We start from the raw sequence: 26,393 nt of genomic DNA on the forward strand, positions 1-26,393 counted from the left end.
TACCGCCAACTCCTGCGGCGACCCGGAAAAACTGGCCAGGCGTTCGGCCATCACGCCGTTCACCATGTCGGCGTAGTGATCGCTGAAGGACGCTTCCACCCACACCTGTCCGCCGCGATCGTGGATGGCCTGCGCGCCGGCGACGGCGTCGGTGGCCTGGCCGGCGAACACGATCGCCAGCGCATTGCGCCCGAATACGCTTGCGGCCATCGTGAAACTGCTGTCGATGGAAGGCGATTGGCCGGCGTCATCGTCGTTGGCCGCGCTCAATTCCACGCGGCCGTCGCGCGTGATGCGCACCAGTTGTCCGCGTGGCACCACCACCACTTCGCCGGCGCGCGTGCGCATGCCCGTCGTGGCGATCTTGATCGGCAGGCTGCACTGCGTAGCCAGTGATGCCACCAAAGGCTCCAGCGCATCCGGCGTGTGATGCTGGGTAAGCAGGATCGGCATTTTCAGATTGCCCGGCAGCGCGCCCAGGAACGACGCCAGGGAAGCGCCGCTGTCGCGCGCCGCACCGAGCACGAGCAGATGCGCGAACGCGGCGTCCAGCTCCTGCAGGTGCGATTCGAACGGCTGGTATTCCTCTTCCGGCGCGATGGCTTCTTCCATCGACACCAGTTCCAGGCTCATGCCCGGCGCCACCGGCGATTCGTCTTCCAGAAACTCGACGTCGGGCGCGAGGTAATCGGCCGCGCTGACTTTCTCGATACCGAACGCCTTGTCGCCCGCAGCCGGTGGTGGCGGCGCGTCCTCGTCCACGAAACCCCACTCCGGCGCGCTGTGCGCAGGCGTCTGCTGCGCGAGCGTCGCCTTCTCGAGCACTGGCGGGGTGAACTCTTCGTCGAGCGAGGCCAGCGAAAGATGATCCAGGTTGATGTTGAACGCCGGCGCTTCCATCTGCGCCGGCGCGGGGGCCGGTGCGGGTGGCGCGGGCGCGAATCCCGGCGAGGTCGGAATGTCGTCATGCGACGCCGGCTCGGCGTGATCATCCTCCCAGCCGAAGTTGCCGTCGTGCAGCGGCGGCATGTCCTCGTCGGCCTTGAATTTCAGCGAACCGAATTCGCTTTCCGACTCGGACTGCGGTTCGTCGGAGGCCAACAGCGCCTCCAGTTCGTCCGCCAGCGTTTCCGATGAGGCCGGTGCAGCGGCGATGTCCTCGTGCGCCAGCAGCGTATCCGCCTGCGCTTCTGCGACGGGTTCGTATGCAGGCACGGTTTCCGCGACGGACTCGAACGCAGGTTCCGGCTGCTGCACCGCTTCCGCTTCGAACGCCGGTTCGGCGAAATGCTGCGACACGGCGGTTTCGATCGCCGGCTCGGCCAATGTTTCCACCACTACGGGCGGCGCAACGGGCATTTCCACCGTGCGCGCATGTTCCGGGCGCGGCGGATCGATGGTGTCGCTGTTGAGCGTCTTGGCGGCCAGATGGCGCGCCCAGCGCGCACGATCCCAACCGTCGAGGCTGCGGCTGGCCTGCGCGTCGTTGAACACGACGGGAATGTCGCCGGAGGCGACCAGTTCGTAGATCAGGTCGAGCGCGGCGTCATCCACCGAGTCGTCCAGGTTCACCACCAGCACGTTCACGCCGGCCTGGCGCAGTTTCACCACGTCGAAACTGCTGATCGGCCCTTCGTGCGCTATCCGGGCACCATATTCTGACAGCGCGGCGCGCAGATGACTTCCCAGCTCTACGTCATCGAATAGCAGCGCGACCGCCGTGGAGCCTTCCTTCATACCCCGGGTGCCTCGTATTGCGACTGAGCGGCTGTCAGGTGGTAGCGCGTGGCGCAGCGCCAGACTGGCCGTCTGGTCAAGCCACGCGCTGCCGCACGGCGGCCGCTCAGGCGCAATGCGGGGTGCTTGGGGTGTGAAGGGAGGCTCTTGATATCACTCATTCACGGGCTCCTGCGCGTGCTGCTCCAGTACTTCGCTGATCTGCGCCAGCAATTCGGCCTCTTGATACGGCTTGCCGAGGTAACGTTCCACGCCGATGTCGAACGCGCGCTGGCGGTGCTTTTCGCCGGTACGCGATGTGATCATGATGATCGGCACGTTGCGGAAGCGCGCGTCGGTCTTCATCTGAGTGGCCAGCTCGTAGCCGTCCATGCGTGGCATTTCGATGTCCAGCAGCATCAGGTCCGGCACGCGTTCGTGGAGTTTTTCCAGCGCGTCCAGGCCGTCCTTCGCGGTTTCCACTTCGTATTCGTGGCGTTCCAGCACGCGGCCGGTGACCTTGCGCATGGTGATCGAATCGTCCACCACCATCACCAGCGGACGCACGCGCTCTTCTTCGATCACCGGTGCGAAGGTCGCGTCTTCCAGGCCTTCGGCCAGGCGCTGTTCGCGACGGGCCAGGCCGTGACGCACCAGCGGCGCAAGATCCAGAATCACCAGCACCGAACCATCGCCCATGATGGTGGCGCCGAGGATGCCGGGCACCGAGCTCACCTGGGGGCCGACCGACTTCACCACGATTTCGCGCGAGCCGATCACGGCGTCGATGCGGATCGCGGCGCGCAGTTCGCCCGAGCGAGTCAGCAGCAGCGGCAGCTGTTCTTCGTCACCCAGGCCCGGCACCAGGCCCAGCAGGCCGGCCAGATCGTGGATGGCGTAGTCCTCGCCGTTGTACTCGAATTGCGGGTTGTCTTCGGTCAGGCGCTGCGCCAGTTCGTCTGGACTGATGCGCGCCACGCCCTGCACCGAGGTCATCGGGATCGCGAAGGTGGATTCGCCGATGCGCACCAGGATCGCCTGCGTCACCGCGAGAGTGAACGGCAGGCGCAGCACGAAGGTGGTGCCTTCGCCCTGGCGCGATTCAATGGCGAGCGAACCGCCCATCGACTTGATCTCGCTGGCTACCACGTCCATGCCCACGCCGCGACCGGCGAGCTGGGTGACGGTGCTGGCGGTGGAGAAGCCGGTCTGGGTGATCAGTGCGAGCAACTGGTCGTCGAACAGGCGCGTATCCGGACGGATCAGGCCGCGTTCGATCGCGCGCTTGCGGATCGCCTCGCGATCCAGGCCGCGGCCGTCGTCGCTGACGCGGATCACCACCTCGGTGGCTTCGCGCGCCACGCGGATGCGCACCGCGCCCTCTTCGGGCTTGCCCGCCTTGCGGCGTTCTTCCGGCGTTTCGATACCGTGCGCGACGGCATTTCGCAGCATGTGCTCGAACGGCGCCTTGATGCGGTCGAGCAGGTTGCGATCCATTTCGCCGTGCGCGCCTTCCACATACAGCTGCGCGCTCTTGCCTTCTTCCATCGCGGCCTGGCGCAGCGTGCGGCGCAGGTTCGGCACCATCGTGTCGAACGGCAGCATGCGCGTGCGCAGCAAGCCTTCCTGCAGTTCCGAACTCACGCGCGACTGCTGGATCAGCAGCGTTTCGGCCTGACGGGTGAGGTCGTCGAGCATGCCCTGGATCGAGACCAAGTCCGAGACCGATTCGGCCAGCGCACGCGAGTACTGCTGCAACTGGGAGAAACGGTCCAGTTCCAGCGGATCGAACACAGCCAAACCGGCATCGCGGTGCTCGCGCTGGAAGCGCGCGATGATCTGCGCTTCGGTTTCGATTTCCAGCATGCGCAGCTGGCTGCGCAGACGCGAGACGGTCTGTTCCAGTTCAACCAGGTTGAAGCGATAGGCCGACACCTGCTGTTCCAGGCGCGAGCGGTAGATCGCCACTTCGCCGGCGTGGTTCACCAGGCTGTCGAGCAGTTCGGCGCGGACGCGGATCTGCTCCTGCGCGCTGCGGCCCTCTTCGGCCTGCGGCTCGTTGTCGACGGGCAACAGCGAAGGCAGATCCTGCACGCTGGTCGAGGCCAGCGGCGCCGGTGCGGGCGCTTCCACTGCCGCGACAGGCGCAGGTGCGGGCGCTTCGGCGACAGGCGCCGAGGTTTCTTCCACCGGATCGCCTTGCAGGCGCGCGATCATCGCGTGCGGATAGGCGATGGCCTTGCCCTGCGATACGCGCTGCACCAGGCCGTGCATTTCGTCGAACGCCGCTTCGAGCGTGCCGATCAGCGGGACGGTCGCCTGCGGATCGATGCCGTGCGAGCGCTCCAGCAGGCTTTCGATCGAGTGGCTCAGATCGCCCACCGGCGTGACGCCGGCAATGCGCGCGCCACCCTTGAGGGTATGCAGCGCACGCAACAGGCCGGCCATGTACGAAACCTCGGTCGGCTCGGCATGCCATTTGGCCAGCGTGCCATCGGCGTCGTCGAGGATCTCGCGCGCTTCTTCGCTGAAGATTTCCAGCAAGTCCGGATCGATGTGGCCGAAGCTCATCAGCTCGCCAGCGACCACGCGTTCGGCCGGCTGGCGTTCGACCGGTTCGTGACGCGGCGTTTCGGCCACGGCCGGCGCTTCGTGCTGCGGCGCCTGTGCGACCGGCTCTTCCGCCGGCGGCTCGGCAACCTGCTGTTCGATGGCTTCGGGTTCGACGACCTCAGGCTCAACCACTTCCGGTTGGGCTGCTTCGGGCTCAACCGCTTCCGCCTGCACCGCCTCGGGTTCGATCGCCTCGGGTTCGGCTGCCTCGGACTCGACCGCTTCGGGTTCGCTCACCGGCGTTGCGTCGAGCGCCGGTTCGTTGAAGAAGCTGTGCACGGGTTCTTCGTGCGACGGCTCTCCCACCAGCTCGTGGCTCGCTTCGCTGCCAAGGTCGAGATGATGCTCGACGGCGGCCGGTTCTTCGGCCGTTTCCAAAGTGACGTGAGAATCCGTCTGAAGCGCTTCGAGGCTGGCGAGCAGTGCGGCGAAATCCGCATCTTCCGCGCCGGTTTCGACGGCAGGATGCTGCAGCGCCGGCTCCGCTTCGCCCGGCGCCTCAGTGGCAAGCGCATCGAGCAGTTCGGCGGTGTAATCCTCTTGCGCGGTGTCGCTGTGCGACTCGACGGCCGGTTCGGCCAGCGATTCCGCCGGCGTTTCTGTCGGTTCTTCGACCGGCGCGTGCACGGGTTCTTCCGGCTCGGTCGGTTCGGCCACACGCACCGGCTCGAACGCGACCGGTTCGACCGCGTGCGGTTCGAATACCACGTGCGCAATCTGCGGCTCGGGCTGGTGGTCGCGCAATTCGGTCAGGCGTGCGATCAGCGTGGTGGCGTCCGGCAATTGCGGATGCGGCGCATCGAACTGGGCCATCACCTCGTCGACCACGTCGGCGCTCTGGCGCAGCAGGCTCACGCCTTCGCTCGACAGCGGCTGCCCGGCCGCGCGCAGGCGCTTGAGCAGGCTTTCCAGCGGCGACAGCAACTGGATCAGCAGCGGGATGTCGACCATTGCGATCGCGCCATGCAGCGTATGCACGGCGCGCAGCAGGCCATCGTCGACCGGCAGGTCGCCCTTGGCGAAGGTCACGGCGTTGCGGATGGTCTGCAGGTACTGCGCCACTTCGCTGCGCAGGATTTCCAGCAGCACCGGATCGACCGGCGGCAGCACCGGCGCGGCCAGCGTTTCGGTGGCGTGCGGCGTGGCCGGCTCTTCGATCGGCTGCGTGGCAGCGACGGAATGGTCGGTATGCGTGGCGGTCGGAATCGCATCCGCCGACACCCGCGGCACGCGGCGACGCACGGTGCGGCGCACGGTCTGCGGACCGCTGGCGGCGATGAACTGTTCCATGCCGACGTGCTCGCCGCTGGCGAGGTGGTCGGCGGCCTGCATGATCGCGGTGAGCGGCACCGTGGGCATGGTGCCGTCTTTGAGCATGGAGTACAGCTGCGGCAAGGCGTCGATGGCGTGGCCGACCAGCGCCTGCACGCCGCTGTGCGGCTGGATGGAACCGTCGAGCACGCGGTTGAGCATGTTCTCCACACGCCAGGCGAATTCGCCCAGCGCGGTGGCGCCGACCAGGCGGCCGGACCCCTTCAGGGTGTGGAACGAACGGCGGATCGAGGTCAGTTCCGACAGCTGCGACGGATCGGTCATCCAGGTCTGCTGCGCGTGGCGCAGGTTGCTGATCTCTTCCTGCATTTCTTCCAGGAAAATGTCGCGGATGTCGTCGTCGATGCCTTCGGTGCTGGCCTGGAAGCCGGCTGTTGCGGCCAGCGGATCGATACCGGAAACCTGTTCTTCGATTTCCTCTTCGATCTCGATCCAGTCGTCGCCTTCCTCGGCCGCGTGCATATACGCGTGCGGTTCGGTCTCGGCCAGGTGCAGGCCGGTGACGTCGTGCGCCTCCGGCGTGGGCGTTTCACTGCTGCCTACGAACAGTGCGGACGCGTCTTCGCCGTGCGCAACCGTGACCGACTCACTGAGCGCGGGCGCGGCGGCTGGTGCGGACGCTTCGAGCGCTTGCGGTGCAGGTGCGGGTGCGCTTTCCGGCGCCACCTTGGCTTGCGGCGGCGGCCAGTAGCCCAGTCCGCCCAGACTGTGTTCGGCCACGTCCAGCACGTGCTCGAGACCGCCGCGATGTTCGCGCGCAGCTTCCAGGTAATACTCCAGCGCGGCCAGCGCGTCGGCCAGCTGATCCATCTGCGCGCTGCTGGGAATGCGCTTGTCGATGCATAGCTCGTTGCCGATGAAGCGGCCCACGCCTTCGGCGATTTCCGCCGAGCGCGGCGAGGACAGCATGCGCATGGCGCCGGCCACTTCATCCATCATCGCCGGCAGGCCGTCGAGCTGTTCGTGCTGCCAGCCCGATTCGACGAACGCGACGATGCCGTTCTTCACCTTGCCGGTGTTGCCGACCGCTTCGTTCATGAGCGTGGCCAAGATGTGCCGCGCTTCGCTGCGCGGCAGCATCGTGACCTTGTGTTCTTCTTCCGGCGGATTTTCCGCACCTAGGCTTTCGATGTGGTCGTCCAGCGACGCTTCCACGTAGAGCAACGCACCGGCCACGTCGAGCAAAGATTCCTCGTCGGGGCTGCGCATGCGGTTGGCGACTTCTTCGAGCACGCGGCGCTGTTCGTTGACCACGCGACGCGGCACATTCAGCGCCAGCATGCCCAGCGTGTCGCCGACGCGCTCGAGCACTTCGGCCTGCGCGCCGAGCTGCGCGGGATCGGCATCGCTCTGGCGCAGGAACAGGTCCAGCGCTTCCTTCACGCGCAGCAGGTCGTCCTTCAGCGCGCGCGACACGGAATCGAGCAAGGCGCGGTTGTGACCGGCCATCGAGCCGCGAGCATGTTCCAGCTCGGTGGCGTCGGGCATCAGGTTGTCGAGGTTGTAGGTCTGCGCCAGCAACGCCATCTGCGCGCTGCGCTGCTTGGACTGCGCCACGATGTAGAGCAGCTTGCGCGCCAGGTCGTCGGCGTCGCCGCCCTGCATGGCGTCTTCGCCCTGTTCGATCAGCTGGCGGATGCTGCGGTCGACCTTGCCGATCAGCTGGCGCACGTCGGCGGCATAGCTCTTGAGCATCCCGTGGTCGAGGCCTTCCAGCACGCAGGAGGTAATCCACCACAGGCGGCGTCCCGGCACGGTGCTGCAGCGCGCGGCGATCGCGGTGAGCGTGTTGCGCATGCCGGCCAGCTGCTGCGAGCCGCCCTGGCCGCGGAACCAGGCCAGCAATTGCTGTTGGAAGCGCAGGCGCAGTTCGTTGATTTCAGTCTTGCGGCGTTGCAGATCCACGCCGCTGGCGGCGGCGGCCGGCGCCTGCGGCGGCAGCGGCATGTCCAGATTGGGCGCGAACAGTGCCGCTTCGCTCAAAGCTTCCTGCTCGCGGCTGGCGCGCAGTTCATTGAGCAGAGGCAGCAGCACCACCGGCACGTCGCGATGGCCGCTGGACAAGCGCTCCAGGTAATCGGGCAGTTGCATCAGGCCGCGCATCAGCGCGGCGTAGGCGTCTTCGCGGTTGCGGATGTGGTCTTCGAGCAGCGAGATGGCGAGTGTTTCCATCTCCTCGGCGACCATCGCCGCGCCGTACAGCTCCACCATGCGCAAGGTGCCTTGCACCTGATGCAGGCTTTCGGCGCAGTTGCGCATGACCTGGCGCTCGCCAGGATTGTCCACGTAGGACTCCAGCGCCTGTCGTGCGAGCGCAAGCGATGCGTCAAGCTCGGGCTTGACCCACTGAAGCGTGGTGAAATCGATGTGGTCTTGAAGTCTCATGCGCCCCCCTCAGCGGCTGCGCTCATGCGCACTGACACAACCGTCGAGGTTGCCCTCTTGTGAATGCCTAAAAACACCCTGTCAGCCCGGCAGCTTGAAGTGCGCCACCGAACGGCGCAGATCGCTGGCCAGCTGCGCCAGGTAACCAATCGATTCGGCCGTCTGGCTCGCGCCCTGCGAAGTCTGCGAGGTGATTTCCTGAATCGCGTTCATGGACTGGGAAATATCCGTCGCGGCGATCGACTGCTGACGCGCCGCGGCAGAGATGTTTTGAATCAGCGCGGACAAGTCGTGCGATACGCGCTCGATGTCACCCAGTGCGCTGCCGGCGTCTTCGGCCTTGCGGGCACCGGCCACCACTTCGGCGGTGGTCTGTTCCATCGAGTTCACCGCTTCGTTGGTGTCGGACTGAATCGTCTGCACCAGCGTTTCGATTCGCTTCGTCGCGCTCGCGGAGCGTTCTGCGAGGCGCTGCACTTCGTCCGCCACCACCGCGAAACCGCGGCCTGCTTCACCCGCCGACGCCGCCTGGATGGCTGCGTTCAAGGCGAGGATGTTGGTCTGCTCGGCAATGTCGTTGATCAGTTCCACGATCGAGCCGATTTCCTGCGAGGACTCACCCAGTCGCTTGATGCGCTTGGAGGTTTCCTGGATCTGGTCGCGGATCGAATCCATGCCCGAGATCGTTTCGCGCACCACTTCCGCACCGCGCGAGGCAATTTGCACCGAGCGTTCGGCCACGTCGGCCGATTCGGCGGAGTTCTTGGACACATCGTCCATCGAGCTCGCAATCTGGTTGATCGCGGTGGTCGCCGTGCTGATGCGGTGCGCCTGCGCTTTGGCCGCATCGGCCAGGTGGCGTGCGGTGGTCTGCGTTTCCTGGGCGGAGGACGACACCTGTTCGGAGGTTTCGTTGATCGTCGTCACCAGGGTGCGCAACTCGTCGATGGCGTAGTTCACCGAGTCGGCGATCGCGCCGGTGATGTCCTCGGACACGGTGGTCTTTACGGTCAGGTCACCTTCGGCGAGCGAACCCATTTCGTCCAGCAGGCGCATGATGGCCTCCTGGTTACGCTGGTTGAGTTCGGTACTCTCGCGGAAGCGGCGGCGCTGGTCGGTCACCAGCTGGAACACCAGCAACACGGCGAAGGCCACCGCGCCGAGCGCACCGACCACACCCCAGCCGACGTTCGGGAACAGGCGGCGCACCGGTAGCTGGCCGATCTGTTCGGAAAGATCGTTTGCGCGCAGCAGCACGTTCTGCGAATCGAGCGAAGCCTGGTTGCCGGCGCTCTTCACCACCGCCAGGTTGCTGGCGGCGGCCACCAGCTTGTTGACCGGGTCGCTCAGCTTGTCCCAGTCGGTCTGCATCTGCGAAAGAATCTTGCGGCCGTTGGCGTCGCCCAGCTGCTGCACGCCCATGCTCTGGTTGCCTTGCAACAGGCCCTTGAGCACTTCGCCGTAGCTCTGCGCGTCGCGCGCCAGGCCGTCGGCGGACGCCTGCGCGGATTCGCCGCCCTGCAGCACTTCCTGCACGCGGCGGATGATACGGTCAGCCAGCAGCATCTGGCGCGAGGCGCCAAGCATTTCGTCGGCGCTGCTGCCCTTGCGCTGCTGCAGAATTTGAACCACCTGCTCCATCTGCGAGTTGAGCGACGGCAACTGCTTGGAGAGGTCGTCGGCGCGTTGCGTCGAATCGAGCACCACGGTTTTGTTGGAAAGGATCTTGCCGATATCGCCGTCGAGCTGTTTCCACGCATCGGCCAGCTTGCTGACGGAACGGCCGGTAGGCGTGGCGTTCTTGTCCGCATACGGCTTCATGCCGGTCTTGGTGTCGCCGTTGACCAGGCGCTGCACGGCCGAGTCGATGGCGTCGCGCGCGTTCTCCAGCTCCGCGAACGAGTCGGCGTTACCGCTGGAGGATTCCAGCGCGTATTTGGCCGTCTGCTGCGACAACACCTGGATCTGCGTGGTCAACGCAATCGCCTGGCGGTCTTCGCCGTTCTTGAGGTTGAGTAATACGAAGTCGATGGCCGCGAAGCCGATCGAAACCACCAGCAGGATGATGAGGATGGTGTATCCCCGTTCCTTGCCGACGCCCCCTGTAGTGCTCATATCTTCACCTCATCCGTCTACTGCACCGGCACGCCGCGCGTGCCGGTTCAAGAAATTCGCCTAGCCATCGCCCTGCCCGGGGCGTCATTCGCACCGGTACACCGAAGATCATCAGGCAGCCGCCTGGCGAAAATCGGGCGCACGAACCAGCTTACCCATGCTGAACAGCGCCAGGCGCTGTCCGTCCACTTCCACGCGGTCGTCGACAAAGCGCGTCAGGCGCGGATCGTCTTCGCGCTCGGCGTCGCGGCGTTGTTCCGCATCCACCGTGCGCTGACCGAACACTTCGTCCACCAGCAGCGCCACGCTGCCGGCGCCCTGGCGCACCACCAACAGGCGTGCGCGCTCGGAGTGCTGGGTGCGCTCGCTGAACAGGAAGCGCGCCATGTCCACCACCGGCATCAGGTTGCCGCGCACATTCGCCACGCCCAGCAGCCACGGCTTGGTGCCTGGCACGGGCGTGAGCGTGGGTACGGCAAGCAATTCGTTGATCTCTTCGATCGCGCTCACGAACAGGTAACCGCCGGCGCGATAGCCGATGCCACGCCACAGGCCGGGCGCTTCGAAGCGCTCCTGCGTGCCGGATGCGTGCGCCAGCGAAAGCCGTTCGTAGCGGGCCAGGATTTCGAAGGGCGACTGGGCGGCGGTGACCGTCATGCTCACGCTGCCTTGGGCAACAGTTCGTTGATGCAGGCGAGCAGGTCCTTCTCGTTCACCGGCTTGGTGATGAAGGCCTTGGCGCCCTGGCGTATGCCCCACACGCGATCGGTTTCCATCGACTTGGTGGTGATGATCACGATCGGCACGTCGGCGGTGGCCGGGTCGCGCGTAAGCGTGCGCGTGGCCTGGAAACCGTTCATGCCCGGCATGATCACGTCCATGATGACCAGATCCGGACGCGTCTGGCGCACGCGCTCGATGCCGTCCTCCGCATTGTTGCAGGAGTCGACACGATGCCCATGACGCTCGAGCATGGTTGAAAACACGCGCACATCAGTGGGCGAATCATCGATGATGAGGATGTTGGCCACGGCTCCCCCTTCAGAGCTTTTCTTCACAACTTTCAGACCGTGCTGGCGACATGGCGGTGGATGGCACCAAGCAGTTCATCGCGGGTGAACGGTTTGGTGAGGTACTGCTCCGCACCGACGATGCGGCCACGCGCCTTGTCGAACAAGCCGTCCTTCGAGCTCAGCATGATCACTGGCGTCGCACGGAACTGCGGGTTGTTCTTGATGAGCGCGCACGTCTGGTAGCCATCCAGACGCGGCATCATGATGTCGACGAAAATGATGGCCGGTTTCTGGTCGGAAATTTTGGCCAACGCTTCGAAGCCGTCGACGGCGGTAAGCACCTCGCACCCTTCTTTCTTGAGCAAGGTTTCCGCCGTGCGGCGGATGGTCTTGGAGTCGTCAATCACCATGACCTTCAGACCAGCCAGGCCGTTCGTAGCTACATTCAAGTTCACTTAACCCCCCTGCTGCCTGCCCCAGGCTCAGGTACGACATCCTGCAAGCAGCAAACGGGCCACTCACCGGACGCCAATGAAAAATTCCTGCTGAAGCTCTCTTGGTGCCCGATCTGCGCCGGGCATTCCCGTCGTTGCTGTTTACTGCCTGGCCGGTCTTCCGTCAAGGAAAAAATCGTTGTGGTGGGGGCGCTTATCATCAAAAGCGCGAACACAAATGTGAAAGAAGACCCAGAGTGTCACCTTCGGACTGAAGAGTGTCCCTGAGCGGCACTTGGGTCGGCATGCATCCGCACATCCCTTGTGGCATCGGACCACCTCGGCGAACATGCACGCCCCACCCGCCACCGGAACTGCCATGCCCCGTTCGGTCGCCGTGCTGATGGACCCCATCGGCAGCATCAAGATTGCCAAGGACACCACCTTCGCCCTGCTGCTGGAAGCCAGCCGGCGCGGCCGTCCGCTGTTCTACCTGGAACAGGGCGACCTGGCCCTGCGCGACGGCACGCCCTGGGCCAGGCTGCGCCCGCTCAGCGTGAAGGACGATCCCGCCGGCTGGTACAGCCTGGGCGAGGCGCGCTGGACCGACCTGCGCGAGATGGACACCGTGCTGCTGCGCAAGGATCCGCCAGTCGATGCCCAGTTCGTCTACGACACCCTGGTGATGGACGTGGCCCAGCGCGAGGGCGTGCAAGTGGTGAACGATCCGCGCGCGCTGCGCGACTGCAACGAAAAAGTGTTCGCCCTGCACTTCCCGCAATGCATGGCGCCGACCCTGGTGGCGCGCGACCCGGCCGAGCTGCGCCGCTTTGTGGCCGAACACGGCGATGCCGTGCTCAAGCCGCTCGATGGCATGGGCGGACGCGGCATCTTCCGCGTGCAGTCGGGCGACAAGAACTTGAACTCGATGCTGGAGACCCTGCTCGGCGGCGACTCGCACGGCCAGGGCCGCCAGCTCGCGGTGGCGCAGAAGTTCATCCCGCAGATCAGCGCGGGCGACAAGCGCATCCTGATGATCGACGGCGAACCGGTGCCTTACGCGCTGGCGCGCATTCCACAAGGCGATGAGTTCCGCGGCAACCTCGCCGCCGGCGGGCGTGGCGAAGGCGTACCGCTGTCCGAGCGCGATCGCTGGATCGCCGCCGAAGTCGGCCCCGAGTTGCGCCGGCGCGGCTTGCGCTTCGTGGGGCTGGATGTGATCGGCGACTACCTGACCGAGATCAACGTCACATCGCCGACCTGCGCGCGCGAACTGGACAAGCAGTTCGGGCTTAATATCGCGGGGATGTTGTTCGACGCCCTTGAGAACAGGCCTGTCATCGCGTGAATGCTGTAGCCCGCCGCCCCGGCGACAACAAGATCGGAGCCACCTTCGTTTTTTCGCTGCTGGTCCACGGCCTGCTGCTGTTCGGCATCGGCATCGGCTTCGTGGCGACGCGCCCGGCCCTGCCCACGCTGGACGTGACGCTGGTGAACGTGGCCAACAGCGAAGCGCCCGACAAGGCCGATTTCCTCGCCCAGGCCAACAACAAAGGCGGCGGCGAGAGCGACAAGTCCCAACGCCCTTCGCAGCCGTTCTCCGGCCTGCTGCCGATGCCGAGCCAGGGCACTGCGCCGCAGTCGGTGCAGGCCGCCACGCCCTCGCCGCAGCAGGCCACCGACCAGCGCATGCTCACCACCACGGGCCAAGCGAATTTCAGCGTCAACAGCGACAATGCCAAGATCGCCAGGGATACGCCGGACACCGCCGCGGCCGACGAAGCCCGCGTCGAGCAGCAGGCCGCGCAACTGGCCGCCGAAGTGCGCCAGCGCTCACAGGCCTATGCCAAGCGCCCGCACAAGAAATTCATCTCCGCCAGTACCAAGGAATACGCCTACGCCGCCTACATGCGCGGCTGGGTGGATCGCGTCGAGCGCGTGGGCAATCTCAACTATCCGCAGCAGGCCCGCGACCAGCATCTGCACGGCGATGTGATCCTTACCGTGGGCCTGAACCGGGACGGCAGCATCCACGACATCGACGTCACCAAAAGCTCTGGCTACGACGTGATCGACAAGGCCGCCATCGCCATCGTGAAACTGAGCGCGCCGTTTCCGCCGCTGCCGCCGGACAGCAAGGAGAAGGTGGACATCCTCTACATCACGCGCACGTGGGAGTTCCAGCCCGGCGATGTGCTCAAGACGCATTGAGCCATCGGGAATCGGGAATCGGGAATCGCGTATCCGCTCGCTTGCGAATAACCATTCTTGGCGATTTACGATTGACGATTCCCTCATGTCCAACCTGTCCCACTTCAAAAACCTCCACCGCCTCACGCAATAACGCTGCTGTAACACCTCCGAGCGCGATACTGAACGCACGACGAGGTTGGAGTGCGTTTCCAAAACAACCACAGACGCGACCTTACCCAGCGCTTACAATGGCCACCATGCAGACCAAGTCTCCCCCGACCCTTGCCGGCCAGTTCCTGATCGCGATGCCCAGCCTGACCGAGCCGCCGTTTTCGCGCGGCGTGGCCTTCGTCTGCCAGCACGACGAAGACGGCGCGGTGGGCCTCTTGGTGAACCAGCTTTCCGAATACTGCTTCGGCGACGTGCTGTCGCAGATGAAGCTCGATTGCAAGGACCAGGATCTCGCCGACGCGCCCGTATTGATCGGCGGCCCAGTGCAGCAGGAACGCGGCTTCGTGCTGCATCGCGAGCATGGCCACTGGGAATCGAGCTATCGCATCAACGCCGACTGGTCGGTGACCACCTCGCGCGACATCCTGGTCGCCATGGCTTCCGGCGAAGGTCCGCGCTTGGCGCTGATGACGCTGGGCTATTCGGGCTGGGGCGCCGGCCAGCTGGAGCAGGAGCTGAAGGACAACACCTGGCTCACCGCCGACGCCAGCGAACGGGTGATCTTTCACACGCCGCTGGAAGAACGCTGGAGCGCCGCCGCCGGCCTGGTCGGCATCGATCCGTTGCAACTCCCTGGCTACGCGGGCCACGCATGAGTTGCGTGTTCGGCTTCGACGTCGGCAGCAAGCTTATCGGCGTCGCGGTCGGCAATCGCATCACGGCCAGCGCCCGCGCCATCGCTACCATTCCCGTACGCGAAGACACGCCCGACTGGGCGCTGCTCGATGCCCTGCGCAGCCAATGGTTGCCCGAAAGCTTCGTGGTGGGCTTGCCGCTTACGCTCGATGGTGAAGAACAAGCGGCCAGCAAGCGCGCGCGCCGCTTCGCCGAGCGCCTGCGCGAACGCTACCTGATACCGGTGAGCCTGGTGGACGAACGTCACAGCTCGCAGGAGGCCGCCGAGCGCTTCGCCCAGGCGCGTTCGGCCGGCTTGAAGCGCCGCCGCGACGCCGCGCAGCTCGACGCGGAAGCCGCCGCCGTGATACTCGAACGCTGGTTACACGAAGCCGCATAGGAGCCTGTTTACGGTCTCAGCGTGGCCCGCGCCGAAACTGTTTGCCTATCGGGCAAGGAGGAACGAAAGCGTGTATGTCGATACACAACTGAGTGAGGACGCCGCCCGGCGGGCAAACAGCTCCGGCCCTTCGGGTTGCCACGGTGCGTCCACGAGCGGTGCGCGCGCGGCTTGGCTTGCCAGCCAGGCAAGCGCTGCGCCACGCACTACCACCTGGCGGACGCACCGTGACAACGCGGGCTACGCCGAGACCATAAACAGGCTCTAACAGTAAAAGACCCTCGCCATGACACGCCTGCGCCATCTCACCACCCTGGAAAACCTGCCGCGCGATTGCATCGAGCGGCTGCTGGATCGAGCCATCACCATGCGCGACGCCTGCGCGCACGGCACGCGCAAATTGGATCTGCTCAACGGGCGCACCATTCTCAATTTGTTCTTCGAACCGTCCACACGCACGCGCACCTCGTTCGAACTGGCCGCGCGGCGCCTGGGTGCGGACGTGATCAATTTCGACATCGGCTTTTCCTCCACCGCCAAGGGCGAGGAACTGTTCGATACCTTGCATACACTGGAAGCGATGCATCTGGACGCCATCATCGTGCGCCACAAAGTGTCGGGCACGCCGGACGAACTGGTGCGCCATGCCATGAGCGGCGTATCGGTCATCAACGCCGGCGACGGTAATCGCGCGCATCCCACGCAAGGACTGCTGGATGCGCTGACCATTCGCGAACACCGCCCGGATTTCAGCCAGCTCACCGTGGTGATCTGTGGCGACGTCAAGCATTCGCGCGTGGCCCGTTCGGACGTGCACGCCTTCACGCGCCTGGGCGCGCGCGAAGTACGCCTGTGCGGGCCGGCCTCGCTGATGCCGACGCAGGAAGAATTTCCCGCCTGCAAGTTCTACGACAACTTCGACCAAGCGATCGAAGGCGCCGACGTGGCGATCACGCTACGTCTGCAGAAAGAGCGCATGGCCAGCATCGAGCTGCCGGACGAAGCGGCGTACTTCCGCGAATACGGCCTGGACAGCCGTCGCCTGGCCAAGGCCGCGCGCGGCTGCCTGGTGATGCACCCGGGCCCGATCAACCGCGGCATAGAGATTGCGCCGGAAGTGGCCGACGGCCCGCAGTCGCGCATCCTCGAGCAGGTGGGCAACGGCGTGTTCGTACGCATGGCCGTGCTGGGCGAAATGCTCGCCCGATAGGTTGGGGCGCAAACCCCAACGTCGTGATGCGCGGATGACAGTGTTGGGGTTTGCACCCCAACCTACGGGGAATGACGCGCGGCACCCACAGCGGCGATACGTTAAAGCAGGCATAATGCTGCGGTTGAACATGACCCCTGGGGATGAATATGCGTAGACCCAAGCGCGTGCTGGCGCTGGCGTTCTCCGGCCTGCTGCTGGCCGCCTGCTCGCACAAAGACAAGGATGCCCCCCTGGCCTTCGCGCCGGCGGATACCCCTTACGTGATCGGCAACCTGGACGTGCTGGACGACAGCACGCGCAAGGCCATCCTGGCCCAGGTCGATGCGGAAATGCCCGCGCAGGTCGCGCAGATGAAAGCGCAGGCCGACCAGCTGGCCGAAAAAGATCCGGACATGGCCAAATACCTGCGCACGGTGGCCGGCGAATTCCAAGGCAAGACCGCCGAGCAGCTGATCCAGGAAACCGGCCTCAATTCCAAGGGCTACATGGCGCTGTACGGCCTGGGCCTGTCGCCGGTATTGCGCATGGAACTGGCCGATGTGAATGCCTTCCAGCAATTCGTGGCCAAGCTGCAGAACGATTACGGCAAGAAGTTCGAGGTGGCCACGCTCGGCGCGCAGAGCTACCAGCGCTACGTGGCACCGGCCTCGCACCTGCAATTCATCATCGCGGTGGTCGGCAAGCATGCCGTGCTTGCGCTGCTGCCGCAGGATGCCTCGCAGCCGCTGCTGCGCCAGGCGCTGGGCCTGGATCGTCCGGCCAAGAGCGTGCAGGACACCGATCGCCTCGCCGACCTGGCCAAGTCCAAGGGTTACGCCAAGTGGGCGGTGGGCGAGATCGACCTCACGCGCCTGCTCCCCCTGTTCGTCGGTGGCAAGGATCCGCTGGCGCAGTCGCTGCAGAAAATGCGCGCCGAAAACGAATCGGCCAAGACCGGTGAGCCGGTGACCAACCTGGTGCAGGTTGCGCCCAGTTGCCAGGGCGAAGCCGAACGCATGGCCGCGCGCGTACCGAAGCTGAGCATGGGCTACACCACCCTGGATGAAAAGCATCGCGACATGCGTTTCGACGTCACGCTGGCCAGCGACATCGTCAGTGCGTTCAGCGGTCTGAAGGTGGAGCTGCCAGGCCTGGGCACCGATCCCACCGCGCCGTTCGAAATGAGCCTGGCGCTGCCGATGCAGCAGATCCGCACGTTCTGGAGCGCGCAGGCGCAGGCGGTGGCGGACAAGCCCTTCACCTGCCCGATGCTGGACAACCTCAACGAGACCTTCAGCAGCCTTGGCGACGCCATGCAGAAAGCCGCGGTGCCGCCGATCGGCGACCTGCTCGGCCTGCACATCGCGGTCGACGGCTACACGCCCAACCCGGGCGGCGGCATGCCGAAGGTTTCCGGCAGCCTGGTGATCGGCACCAACAACCCCGCCGGCCTGCTGGCCATGGCGCAAGTCACCAGCCCCATGCTCAATGGCGTCAAGCCCGCGTCCGACGGCAAGCCCGTCGCACTGCCGGCCCAGCTCACCAATGCGCTGGGTGAGTCGGGCTGGGCGGCGATGGGCGGCAAGTCCATCGGTCTTGCCGTGGGCGCCAGTGAAGACAGCAAGCTGGCCGACGTCATCAAGCAGCCGGGCGGCGATGCCGGCGAACTGATGCGCGTGCACCTGGACGGCGACATGTACGCCAACTGGATCAGCCTGCTGGAACAGCGTGCGGAAAATGCCGCCGCCATGGCCGCCACCTTGAATCCGAGCGACGGCAACCCGCAGGACGATGAGAAGGCCGCTGACAAAGCCGCTGTCGACGAGAAGGCCGCGCTCGCCAGCACCAAGGCGCAGTTCGAAGCCATGAAGTCCGAAGCCGCGCGCATCAAGGCGATCGGCATGCGGGTGCAGATGCAGGACCAGGGGCTGGTGATCACGACGCATACCGAAATGAAGTGACGGGCGTCGTTGCATCAGCCAAGAAAAAAAGGAGCCGCGAGGCTCCTTTTTTTTGTGGATCGTAGGTTGGGTTAGCGCAGCGTAACCCAACACAGGCAGGGCGGGATCGTTGGGTTACGCTGCGCTAACCCAACCTACGCCGTTGTGCCGCGAGTGGGGATCAGCGCCGCAGGAACCCGCCACCCAGGCCATTCTGGTTGGAGCGATCTTCCTCCAGCTCCACGCCTTCCAAGCCTTGCGAAAGCGTATGCGCATCGCCGCCCTGCGACAGCTTGATGCGCAGGCGCACTTCGTTGGCGCTGTCGGCGTGGCGCAGGGCGTCCTCGTAGCTGATCTCGCCGGCCTGGTACAGCTCGACCAGGCTCTGGTCGAAGGTCTTCATGCCGAGGTTGGTGGATTCCTTCATCACTTCTTTCAGCTTGTGGATTTCGCCCTGGCGGATGTAGTCCTGCACCAGCGGCGTACCCAGCATCACTTCCATCGCCACGCGGCGCGCCTTGCCGTCCGGCGTGGGAATCAGCTGCTGCGCCACGATGCCCTTGAGGTTCAAGGACAGGTCCATGAACAACTGCTGGCGGCGATCTTCCGGGAAGAAGTGCAGGATGCGGTCGATCGCCTGGTTGGCGTTGTTGGCGTGCAAGGTACACAGGCACAAGTGGCCGGTTTCGGCGAAGTTGATCGCGAACTCCATCGTCTCGCGCGTACGCACTTCGCCGATCAGGATCACGTCGGGCGCCTGGCGCAGCGTGTTCTTCAGCGCGTTTTCCCAGCTGTCGGTGTCGATGCCCAGTTCGCGCTGCGTGATGATGCAGCCTTCGTGCTTGTGCACGTATTCGATCGGATCTTCGATAGTGATGATGTGGCCGGTCGAATTCTGGTTGCGATAGCCCACCATCGCCGCCAGCGAGGTGGATTTACCGGTACCGGTCGCACCCACGAAGATGATGATGCCGCGCTTGGTCATCGCCAACTGCTTGATGACCGGCGGCAGGCTCAGTTCTTCGATGGTGGGGATCTTCGATTCGATCCGGCGCAGCACCATGCCTACGCAGTTGCGCTGGTAGAAGCACGACACACGGAAACGGCCCACGCCCTGCGCCGAGATGGCGAACTGGCATTCATGCGTTTTCTCGAACTCCTCGCGCTGCGCCGGCGTCATGATATTGATCACCATGTCGCGCGACTGCTGCGCCGACAACGGGCTTTGCGTGATCGGCACCACGCGGCCCTGCACCTTCATCGACGGCGGCACGCCGGCGGTGATGAACAGGTCCGAGGCCTTCTTGTGGACCATCAACTTGAGAAACGAGGTGAAATCGAATTCGCTCATGGCGGGTTCTCGCTTGGACGGGAATCGCTCGAGACCGGGAATCGTAAATCGACAATCGGGAATCGTAAGAGCAGGTCACGGCAGACCGCCTTTATCGATTGACGATTTACGATCCCCGATTTACGAACTCAAACGATTCCCGGTAAATCACTTGAACACTTCCTTGTTCTTCGCATACCCGATCGCCTGCTGCTTCGCGATCAAGCCGCGCTTCACCAGGTCGAGCAGGTTCTGATCCAGGGTTTGCATGCCGTATTGCTGGCCGGTCTGGATGGAGGAGTACATCTGCGCCACCTTGTCCTCGCGGATCAGGTTGCGGATGGCGGGGATGCCCACCATGATCTCGTGCGCGGCGATACGGCCGCCGCCCACTTTCTTCAGCAGCGTCTGCGAAATCACCGCGCGCAGCGATTCGGACAGCATCGAGCGCACCATCGGCTTTTCGCCGGCGGGGAACACGTCGATGATGCGGTCGATGGTCTTGGCTGCGGAGCTCGTGTGCAGCGTGCCGAATACCAAGTGGCCGGTTTCCGCGGCGGTCAGCGCCAGGCGGATGGTTTCCAGGTCGCGCAGCTCGCCCACCAGGATGTAGTCCGGATCTTCGCGCAACGCCGAGCGCAGCGCTTCGTTGAAGCCATGCGTATCGCGGTGCACTTCGCGCTGGTTCACCAGGCACTTCTGCGAGGTGTGCACGAATTCGATCGGGTCCTCGACAGTGAGGATGTGACCGTATTCGTTCTTGTTGATGTGGTCGACCATCGCCGCCAGCGTGGTCGACTTGCCCGAACCGGTCGGTCCGGTGACCAGGATCAGGCCCTGCGGCTGCTCGATCAGCTCGCGGAAGATCTTGGGGCAACCCAAGTCGTCCAGCGTGAGCACTTCGGACGGAATGGTACGGAACACCGAGCCTGCGCCGCGGTTCTGGTTGAACGCGTTGACGCGGAAGCGCGCCAGGCCGGGAATTTCGAAGGAGAAGTCGACCTCGAAGAACTCTTCGTAGTCGCGGCGCTGCTTGTCCGACATGATGTCGTAGATCAGCGCGTGCACCTGCTTGTGGTCCAGCGCCGGGATGTTGATGCGGCGCACGTCGCCATCCACGCGGATCATCGGCGGCAGGCCCGCCGACAGGTGCAAGTCGGACGCCTTGTTCTTCACCGAGAAGGCAAGCAGTTCGGCGATGTCCATCAGATGTATTCCCCTAGAAACCGATCGTCTTGGTCAAAAGCAGGCCGCAAGCGGACGACGGCGGGTCACCCCGGACAGATGCGTCGGCGTGGCATGCCTGCCGCGCCGCTCCCCCGATCCTTTGCAGCGGCTCCGATACTACTCGCCGGCCGGGGCGGGCAGCCAGCCTTGCCGTGATCTAAATGAGGGGCTGAGCACAGAAAGGCCGGAAAAGGGACCAGGCAACAGGGAACGTGTAAGTCTGCACAGACCGGGAAGGACCGCTTTTCACGCTTTCCGGATAGGTCTTCGCAGATAAACGATCGCGCCAGCCCTGGCACCACGCGTTCGCTGTTCGCCGTTCCCCGCGCTCCAGTAAGGTATAAACCCTCAAGCGAAACCTTGGAACAGCCAACACATGACCCGGATCGCATTCATCGGCGGCGGCAACATGGCGCGGAGCCTGATCGGCGGCCTGCTCAAGACCGGCGTGCCGGCCGCCAACCTGCGCGTGGCCGAACCCCAGGCGCAGGCGCGCGAAAGCCTGGGGCGCGATTTCGGCGTCTCCACCTTCGACGACAATCGGCTGGCCGCGGCCGAGGCCGACGTGCTGGTGCTGGCGGTGAAACCGCAGGTGATGCCGGCCATCCACGCCGAGCTGCGCGAAACCTTGCAGCGCAACCGCCCGCTGCTGATCTCCATCGCCGCCGGCGTGCGCATCGACCAGCTGGAACGCTGGTTCGGCAACCTGCTGCCGATCGTGCGCTGCATGCCCAATACGCCGGCCCTGATCGGTGCCGGCGCTACCGGCCTGTGCGCCAACCTGCGCGTGACCCCGCAGCAGCGGGAACAGGCGCAGCACATCCTGGATGCGGTCGGCATCACCCGCTGGCTCGACGACGAAGCGCTGATGGACACCGTCACCGCCCTCTCCGGTTCCGGCCCGGCCTACTTCTTCGCCCTGGTCGAGGCACTGGAAGACGCCGCCGTGGCGCAGGGCATGCCGCGCGAGACCGCGCGCATCCTCGCCACCCAAACCTGCCTGGGTGCCGGCCGCATGCTGGTGGAAAGCAACGAAGCGCCGGCCACGCTGCGCCAGCGCGTCACCTCGCCCAACGGCACCACCCAGGCCGCGCTGGAAAGCTTCAGCGCAGACCAGCTGCCGCGTGTGGTGGCCAGGGCCGTGGCCGCCGCCACCAAACGCGGCGCAGAGCTCGCCGCCGCGCTGGATAAGGAATAAACCATGTCGTATCTGCTCAGCGCCCTCGCCATGCTGGTCCAGGTCGTGTTCGGCGCGATCGCCACGCTGTTCCTGGTGCGCCTGCTGGCCGAAGCCAATCGCGCGGATTTCCACAATCCGCTCAGCCAGTTCGTGTATCGCTACACCAATCCGATCCTGGCGCCGGTCCGCCGCGTACTGCCGAACTGGCGGCGCATCAACCTGGCCGCGCTGTTGATACTGCTGCTCACCTTCCTGGTCGAGCGCACGCTGATCTGCGTGCTGGACGGTTTCCTGCCGCCGTGGCTGAGCCTGCTGGTGATCGCGCTGGCCGATCTGCTGCGCTTCGTGCTGCTGTTCTATCTGGTGGTGGTCATCGGCTGGTCGCTGCTCAGCATGTTCGCGCCCGATCCGTATCACCCTTTGTACCGCCTTGCCGACACCATCGTGCAACCGCTGGTGCGTCCGTTGCGCGGCAAGCTCACCGTGGGCAGCGTGGATTTCTCGCCGACCGTGGTGATCATCGTGTTACTGCTGGCAATGCGGCTGATTGCCGATCCGCTGTTTGATTTCGGTGCGAGTTTGGCGCGGTAACGCAGATGCGTCGTGCGTAGGTTGGGTTACGCTGCGCTAACCCAACCTACGCACCCAGTCGGCAAGAATGCGGTGAATCGCATCCAGCCCATCGAACAACGCCGCCGGGCCGGGTTGCAGGATCAGCGGCGATTTGATTTCGTACAGATCGCCGTTTTGCACGGCGGGGATCGCATCCCAGCCGGGACGCTGCGCCACGCGCTCGGGACGGAAGCGCTTGCCGCACCAGGAACCGAGAATGATGTCGGGCGCGCGCCGCACCACTTCGCCGCCGTCGGCAAGAATGCGGTTTTTGGCGAGCGATTCGCGCGCCAGTTCCGGAAACGCATCCTCGCCGCCGGCGATGCCGATCAGCTCGGCTACCCAGCGGATGCCGGTGATGATCGGCTCGTCCCATTCTTCGAAATACACCTTCGGCCGTCTCTCCCATGACGCGGCGGTCGCACGTACTTCGGCTAGATGCGCTTCGGCGCGCTGCGCATAGCGTTCGGCCTTTTCGTGCGCGCCGACCATCGCGCCAAGCCGGCGGATATAGGCGAGGATGCCCTGCACGCTGCGGTGGTTGCTGATCCACACCTCGATGCCCGCCTTGATCAGCTCGCGCGCGATGTCCGCCTGGATATCGGAAAAGCCGATCACCAGATCCGGTTCGAGCGCGAGAATCTCGCCGAGCTTCGCGCTGGTGAACGCCGATACTTTCGGCTTTTCCTTGCGCGCACGCGCGGGACGGACGGTGAAACCGGAGATGCCGACGATGCGGTGCTCCTCACCCAGCGCGTAGAGCACTTCAGTGGGTTCCTCGGTGAGGCAGACGATGCGTTGGGGAAAGCAATCGGTGGTGGTCATGCGTTGGTTCGTCAATGCCCCAGCACCGTCACCGTCACCTTGCGCTGGTGCGGATCCACGCGATGCTCCCACAGGTAAATGCCCTGCCAGGTGCCGAGCTGCGGTTTGCCGCCGTGCACGGGCAGGGTCAGGCTTACGCCGGTAAGAATGGCGCGCACATGCGAGGGCATGTCGTCGGGGCCTTCGGCATCGTGCTGGAAAATGGCGTCACCATCGGGTACCGCGCGCGTGAACCAGCGTTCCAGATCGTCGCGCACGGTCGGATCGGCGTTCTCGCTGATCAGCAGCGAGCAACTGGTATGCGTGGTGAAGATGTTGACGATGCCGGTGTGCACGCCGCTGGCCGACACCAGCTCGGCCACCTTGTCGGTGATCTCACTGAAGCCACGGCCGCGCGTATGCACGGTGAAACCGTTCTGCGCGACATGTTCCGCGGGTGTGGCTCGGCTCATGGCGCGCTCCTGGTCATGGGTACAACAGGCGGCTGGTCCAGGTCTGGCCGTGGCGGTCCCAGCGCACGCGTTCGTGCATGCGGAAGTTGGCGCCATACCAGAACTCGATCATGTCCGGTTCCACCACGTAGCCGCCCCAATGCGGCGGACGCGGCACGTTGCGATCGGCGAACTGCTGTTCGAAATGGGCGACGCGCTGCTCGAAGGTATCGCGCGCCGCCAGGGTCTGCGACTGCAGCGACGCCCATGCACCGATCTGGCTGCCGCGCGGACGGGTGGCGAAGTAGGCATCCGATTCCTCCGCGGTCACCTTGCGCGTCGTGCCCTCCACCCGCACCTGCACGCCTTCGCGCAGGCGCTTCCAGTGAAAGCACAGGGCGACCTGCGGGTGGTCGTCGATCTGCACGCCCTTGTCGCTCTCGTAGTTGGTGAAGAAGCGGAAGCCTCGCTGATCGGCTCCTTTCAGCAGTACGATGCGCGAGCTGACACGGCCGGCCGCATCCACGCTGGACAGGTTCATGGCGTTGGGCTCGGGATCGCCACTGGCTACGGCCTGATCCAGCAAGGTGTTGAAAGTGTCAAGGATCTCAGGTTTGAGCATAGGGTTTTGAATCAGGGTCTTGAATCGTAGCCAGCGCACGTCATGATTACGCGATGAAGGATGATGCTAGCACGCAGAACGAGGCCCTCGCCGGTCACTTGCTGGATCACTACGCCGGCCGCATCGCGCGAACGCAGCGGCCATACGTACTTGGTCTGTCGGGCCTGCAGGGAAGCGGCAAGAGCACGCTCGCACGCGTGATCAAGACCCAGGCCGAGCACCGCGGCTGGCCGACGGAAATTCTTTCGCTGGACGATTTCTACTACTCGCGCAGCGAACGCGAGGCCCTCGCCCAGCAGGTGCACCCGCTGCTGCGCACGCGCGGCGTGCCCGGCACCCACGAGATCGAACTGCTGCTGTCTGTGCTGGCGGCCCTGCCCCGAGCCTCGGACAAGTTTCCGGTGACCTGGCCGCGCTTCGACAAGGGCCGCGACACGCGCACGCCGCCTTCACGCTGGCCGCGCGTGATCCGTTCGCCGCGCCTGGTGGTGATGGAAGGCTGGGCGCTGGGCCTGCGTCCGCAACTGGAAAGCGCGCTGGAAGAACCGGTCAACGAGCTGGAACGCAGTGAAGACCCGGATGGCCGCTGGCGCCACTGGGTGAACAAACAGTTGCGCGCCTATCAGCCGCTGTGGCGCAAGCTGGATGCCTTGATCGTACTGCAGGCGCCAAATTGGGAAGCCGTGCGCGACTGGCGCAGCGCCGCCGAACAGGAACTACTCGCCCGCGGCGCGCCGCTGGCCATGGATGCGCCCGCGATGCGGCGCTTCCTCGCCCATTTCGAGCGCCTCAGCCGGCATGCGCTGGCCACCCTGCCGGTACTGGCCGACACCTGCGTGGAATACGACACCGGGCATCACGTGATGGGCCTCAGCCACAGCTGAAAAACACCCATCGAGCACGAGGCGTGCGCCATTTCGGACGAATCATTTCGGAAATGTTCTATTCGTTCGACCCCGCCGTCCTCTCATAATCGACCTACAGCAACGCCAGCAGAGCGAACGTCGACCGATCCTTCGCCAGGCTTCCCTTGCCGTTGCAGGCCTTGATGGCCATTCCGCTACATGCATACCGGGCGCTGCGTCATCGCCGAGCGATTCATGGCGCCATCCAGTGTGACTACATCCACTCATGGCTGCGCACTCATGTCTACGAAACCCGCCATCGATACCGTATCTTCCGCCGAACGCACCATAAGGGTGGCGATCGCGGATGATCATCCCTTGCTGCTGGCCGGCCTTGCGCATGAACTGCAGGGCCGGGCCGATATCCGTATCGTCGGCGCGGCGACCAATTCCACCGCCCTGGTCGAACTCCTGCAAAGCCAGCCGGTCGACGTCGTCATTTCCGACTACGCCATGCCCGGCGGCAGTTATGGCGATGGCATCACGCTGTTCGGCCTGCTGCGCCAGCAATTTCCGGACGTTCACCTGATCGTGCTGACCATGCTGAGCAACGCCGATGTGATCCGTTCGCTGCTGGCACAGAAGGTCAGCTGCATCCTGAGCAAGGCCGATCCGCTGGAATATCTCACCACCGCGCTGTACGCCGCGCTCGCCGGCAAGCGCTATCTCTCGCCCGGCATCGAGGCGATCGTGCATCGCCACGCCATTCAGGGCAGTGCGTCCGGCTCGCGTACGCGCCATTTGTCCTCGCGCGAACTGGAAGTGATGCGACTGTTCGTTTCCGGCCTTACCATCAGCGAAATCGCCGCGCGCCTGCAGCGCAGCAAACAGACCATAAGCACGCAGAAAATGAGTGCCATGCGCAAGCTGGGCATCCATCGCGATGCCGACTTGATCAAATACGGCATCGAAGAACACTTGACCACGCAAAGTGCCGAGCCGCACGCGGAGCCGAAGTATTCCTAGGGCCTGTTTACACTATTTGCGTAGCCCGCGTTGCCGCTGTGTAGCCGTCAGGTGGCAGTGCGTGGCGCAGCCTTGGCTGGCTGCCAAGGCAAGCCGCGCGCTGGCGCATGGCGGCT

21 protein-coding genes are annotated in these 26,393 nt (G+C 64.8%); 10 read left to right on the forward strand and 11 right to left on the reverse strand.

All coding sequences use genetic code 11. The features are described from left to right. The 6 genes from ACTHNE_RS07700 to pilG form a co-directional block, all read right to left on the reverse strand. Positions 1 to 1,737 (reverse strand): chemotaxis protein CheB (locus ACTHNE_RS07700; protein ID WP_440268936.1); only part of this gene is annotated, 1,737 nt, incomplete at its 3' end. Between the two features lie 153 nt (positions 1,738 to 1,890). Then, the gene (locus ACTHNE_RS07705) at positions 1,891 to 8,046 is read right to left on the reverse strand and encodes an Hpt domain-containing protein (protein WP_440268937.1); all 6,156 of its coding nucleotides are present in this window, start codon (positions 8,044 to 8,046) and stop codon (positions 1,891 to 1,893) included. 81 nt (positions 8,047 to 8,127) lie between these two features. Beyond that, the gene (locus ACTHNE_RS07710) at positions 8,128 to 10,161 is read right to left on the reverse strand and encodes a methyl-accepting chemotaxis protein (protein ID WP_324945355.1); all 2,034 of its coding nucleotides are present in this window, start codon (positions 10,159 to 10,161) and stop codon (positions 8,128 to 8,130) included. A 111-nt stretch (positions 10,162 to 10,272) separates the two neighbouring features. Beyond that, complete coding sequence (locus ACTHNE_RS07715) at positions 10,273 to 10,818, reverse strand: chemotaxis protein CheW (RefSeq protein WP_440268938.1); 546 nt, start codon at positions 10,816 to 10,818, stop codon at positions 10,273 to 10,275. A gap of 2 nt (positions 10,819 to 10,820) precedes the next feature. Beyond that, entirely contained in the window at positions 10,821 to 11,192 is a 372-nt protein-coding gene (locus ACTHNE_RS07720; protein WP_324947202.1) for a response regulator, read from the reverse strand. 32 nt (positions 11,193 to 11,224) lie between these two features. Continuing rightward, entirely contained in the window at positions 11,225 to 11,584 is a 360-nt protein-coding gene (gene pilG / locus ACTHNE_RS07725; protein ID WP_414649622.1) for a twitching motility response regulator PilG, read from the reverse strand. Between the two features lie 403 nt (positions 11,585 to 11,987). Here pilG and gshB point away from each other — a divergent pair, with 403 nt between their 5' ends. The 6 genes from gshB (at position 11,988) to ACTHNE_RS07755 (ending at position 18,200) form a co-directional block, all read left to right on the forward strand. After that, complete coding sequence (gene gshB, locus ACTHNE_RS07730; RefSeq protein ID WP_440268939.1) at positions 11,988 to 12,956, forward strand: glutathione synthase; 969 nt, start codon at positions 11,988 to 11,990, stop codon at positions 12,954 to 12,956. Further along, positions 12,953 to 13,819, forward strand: a complete 867-nt coding sequence (locus tag ACTHNE_RS07735) for a TonB family protein (RefSeq protein WP_324947208.1) — start codon at positions 12,953 to 12,955, stop codon at positions 13,817 to 13,819. Before gshB ends, ACTHNE_RS07735 begins: the two co-directional genes overlap by 4 nt. A gap of 230 nt (positions 13,820 to 14,049) precedes the next feature. Then, complete coding sequence (locus ACTHNE_RS07740) at positions 14,050 to 14,628, forward strand: YqgE/AlgH family protein (RefSeq protein WP_324947210.1); 579 nt, start codon at positions 14,050 to 14,052, stop codon at positions 14,626 to 14,628. Then, the gene (gene ruvX / locus ACTHNE_RS07745) at positions 14,625 to 15,047 is read left to right on the forward strand and encodes a Holliday junction resolvase RuvX (RefSeq protein WP_440268940.1); all 423 of its coding nucleotides are present in this window, start codon (positions 14,625 to 14,627) and stop codon (positions 15,045 to 15,047) included. The genes ACTHNE_RS07740 and ruvX overlap by 4 nt, the downstream gene beginning before the upstream one ends. A 286-nt stretch (positions 15,048 to 15,333) precedes the next feature. Then, positions 15,334 to 16,257, forward strand: a complete 924-nt coding sequence (locus ACTHNE_RS07750; protein WP_324947215.1) for an aspartate carbamoyltransferase catalytic subunit — start codon at positions 15,334 to 15,336, stop codon at positions 16,255 to 16,257. Between the two features lie 149 nt (positions 16,258 to 16,406). Next, a complete protein-coding gene (locus ACTHNE_RS07755; RefSeq protein WP_440268941.1) occupies positions 16,407 to 18,200 on the forward strand; it encodes a hypothetical protein in 1,794 nt (597 codons plus the stop codon). A gap of 160 nt (positions 18,201 to 18,360) precedes the next feature. On the opposite strand, the gene ACTHNE_RS07760 is transcribed toward ACTHNE_RS07755, so the two are convergent. Further along, complete coding sequence (locus ACTHNE_RS07760; RefSeq protein WP_324947120.1) at positions 18,361 to 19,530, reverse strand: PilT/PilU family type 4a pilus ATPase; 1,170 nt, start codon at positions 19,528 to 19,530, stop codon at positions 18,361 to 18,363. A 147-nt stretch (positions 19,531 to 19,677) separates the two neighbouring features. Beyond that, positions 19,678 to 20,715: a type IV pilus twitching motility protein PilT gene (locus ACTHNE_RS07765; RefSeq protein ID WP_440268942.1), complete on the reverse strand. Its 1,038-nt coding sequence runs from the start codon at positions 20,713 to 20,715 to the stop codon at positions 19,678 to 19,680. Positions 20,716 to 21,112: 397 nt separating this feature from the next. Here ACTHNE_RS07765 and proC point away from each other — a divergent pair, with 397 nt between their 5' ends. Then, on the forward strand, positions 21,113 to 21,934 hold the full coding sequence (gene proC / locus ACTHNE_RS07770) for a pyrroline-5-carboxylate reductase (RefSeq protein ID WP_440268943.1): 822 nt from the start codon (positions 21,113 to 21,115) through the stop codon (positions 21,932 to 21,934). A gap of 3 nt (positions 21,935 to 21,937) precedes the next feature. Then, a complete protein-coding gene (locus tag ACTHNE_RS07775) occupies positions 21,938 to 22,507 on the forward strand; it encodes a YggT family protein (RefSeq protein WP_440268944.1) in 570 nt (189 codons plus the stop codon). Positions 22,508 to 22,543: 36 nt separating this feature from the next. Here the strand turns inward: ACTHNE_RS07775 and ACTHNE_RS07780 are convergent, their stop codons facing one another. Genes ACTHNE_RS07780 through pdxH form a run of 3 tightly spaced genes read right to left on the reverse strand, consistent with a single transcriptional unit; the run spans position 22,544 to position 24,406 of the window. Next, positions 22,544 to 23,353, reverse strand: coding sequence for a cobalamin-binding protein (locus tag ACTHNE_RS07780; RefSeq protein ID WP_324944741.1), 810 nt, complete (start codon positions 23,351 to 23,353; stop codon positions 22,544 to 22,546). An 11-nt stretch (positions 23,354 to 23,364) separates the two neighbouring features. Continuing rightward, on the reverse strand, positions 23,365 to 23,805 hold the full coding sequence (locus ACTHNE_RS07785; protein WP_324944744.1) for a secondary thiamine-phosphate synthase enzyme YjbQ: 441 nt from the start codon (positions 23,803 to 23,805) through the stop codon (positions 23,365 to 23,367). Between the two features lie 13 nt (positions 23,806 to 23,818). Then, on the reverse strand, positions 23,819 to 24,406 hold the full coding sequence (gene pdxH / locus ACTHNE_RS07790; RefSeq protein WP_324944746.1) for a pyridoxamine 5'-phosphate oxidase: 588 nt from the start codon (positions 24,404 to 24,406) through the stop codon (positions 23,819 to 23,821). Positions 24,407 to 24,459: 53 nt separating this feature from the next. Here pdxH and ACTHNE_RS07795 point away from each other — a divergent pair, with 53 nt between their 5' ends. Next, complete coding sequence (locus ACTHNE_RS07795; protein ID WP_324944749.1) at positions 24,460 to 25,290, forward strand: kinase; 831 nt, start codon at positions 24,460 to 24,462, stop codon at positions 25,288 to 25,290. A gap of 261 nt (positions 25,291 to 25,551) precedes the next feature. Continuing rightward, positions 25,552 to 26,277 carry a response regulator gene (locus ACTHNE_RS07800; RefSeq protein ID WP_440268945.1) on the forward strand — a complete coding sequence of 242 codons (726 nt, stop codon included), beginning with the start codon at positions 25,552 to 25,554 and terminating at the stop codon, positions 26,275 to 26,277. Positions 26,278 to 26,393: the final 116 nt, after the last annotated feature.

Source organism: Dyella sp., from assembly GCF_051954575.1.
In the GTDB taxonomy this organism is placed as follows: Bacteria; Pseudomonadota; Gammaproteobacteria; order Xanthomonadales; family Rhodanobacteraceae; genus Dyella_B.

What these genes read in the sequence shown, in the direction of transcription:
- ACTHNE_RS07705 (WP_440268937.1), bottom strand. Translation starts at nt 8,046, where the DNA reads ATGAGACTTCAAGACCACATCGATTTCACCACGCTTCAGTGGGTCAAG.
- ACTHNE_RS07710 (WP_324945355.1), bottom strand. Translation starts at nt 10,161, where the DNA reads ATGAGCACTACAGGGGGCGTCGGCAAGGAACGGGGATACACCATCCTC.
- ACTHNE_RS07715 (WP_440268938.1), bottom strand. Translation starts at nt 10,818, where the DNA reads ATGACGGTCACCGCCGCCCAGTCGCCCTTCGAAATCCTGGCCCGCTAC.
- pilG (WP_414649622.1), bottom strand. Translation starts at nt 11,584, where the DNA reads ATGGTGATTGACGACTCCAAGACCATCCGCCGCACGGCGGAAACCTTG.
- gshB (WP_440268939.1), top strand. Translation starts at nt 11,988, where the DNA reads ATGCCCCGTTCGGTCGCCGTGCTGATGGACCCCATCGGCAGCATCAAG.
- ACTHNE_RS07740 (WP_324947210.1), top strand. Translation starts at nt 14,050, where the DNA reads ATGGCCACCATGCAGACCAAGTCTCCCCCGACCCTTGCCGGCCAGTTC.
- ruvX (WP_440268940.1), top strand. Translation starts at nt 14,625, where the DNA reads ATGAGTTGCGTGTTCGGCTTCGACGTCGGCAGCAAGCTTATCGGCGTC.
- ACTHNE_RS07750 (WP_324947215.1), top strand. Translation starts at nt 15,334, where the DNA reads ATGACACGCCTGCGCCATCTCACCACCCTGGAAAACCTGCCGCGCGAT.
- ACTHNE_RS07755 (WP_440268941.1), top strand. Translation starts at nt 16,407, where the DNA reads ATGCGTAGACCCAAGCGCGTGCTGGCGCTGGCGTTCTCCGGCCTGCTG.
- ACTHNE_RS07760 (WP_324947120.1), bottom strand. Translation starts at nt 19,530, where the DNA reads ATGAGCGAATTCGATTTCACCTCGTTTCTCAAGTTGATGGTCCACAAG.
- ACTHNE_RS07765 (WP_440268942.1), bottom strand. Translation starts at nt 20,715, where the DNA reads ATGGACATCGCCGAACTGCTTGCCTTCTCGGTGAAGAACAAGGCGTCC.
- proC (WP_440268943.1), top strand. Translation starts at nt 21,113, where the DNA reads ATGACCCGGATCGCATTCATCGGCGGCGGCAACATGGCGCGGAGCCTG.
- ACTHNE_RS07775 (WP_440268944.1), top strand. Translation starts at nt 21,938, where the DNA reads ATGTCGTATCTGCTCAGCGCCCTCGCCATGCTGGTCCAGGTCGTGTTC.
- ACTHNE_RS07780 (WP_324944741.1), bottom strand. Translation starts at nt 23,353, where the DNA reads ATGACCACCACCGATTGCTTTCCCCAACGCATCGTCTGCCTCACCGAG.
- ACTHNE_RS07785 (WP_324944744.1), bottom strand. Translation starts at nt 23,805, where the DNA reads ATGAGCCGAGCCACACCCGCGGAACATGTCGCGCAGAACGGTTTCACC.
- pdxH (WP_324944746.1), bottom strand. Translation starts at nt 24,406, where the DNA reads ATGCTCAAACCTGAGATCCTTGACACTTTCAACACCTTGCTGGATCAG.
- ACTHNE_RS07795 (WP_324944749.1), top strand. Translation starts at nt 24,460, where the DNA reads ATGAAGGATGATGCTAGCACGCAGAACGAGGCCCTCGCCGGTCACTTG.
- ACTHNE_RS07800 (WP_440268945.1), top strand. Translation starts at nt 25,552, where the DNA reads ATGTCTACGAAACCCGCCATCGATACCGTATCTTCCGCCGAACGCACC.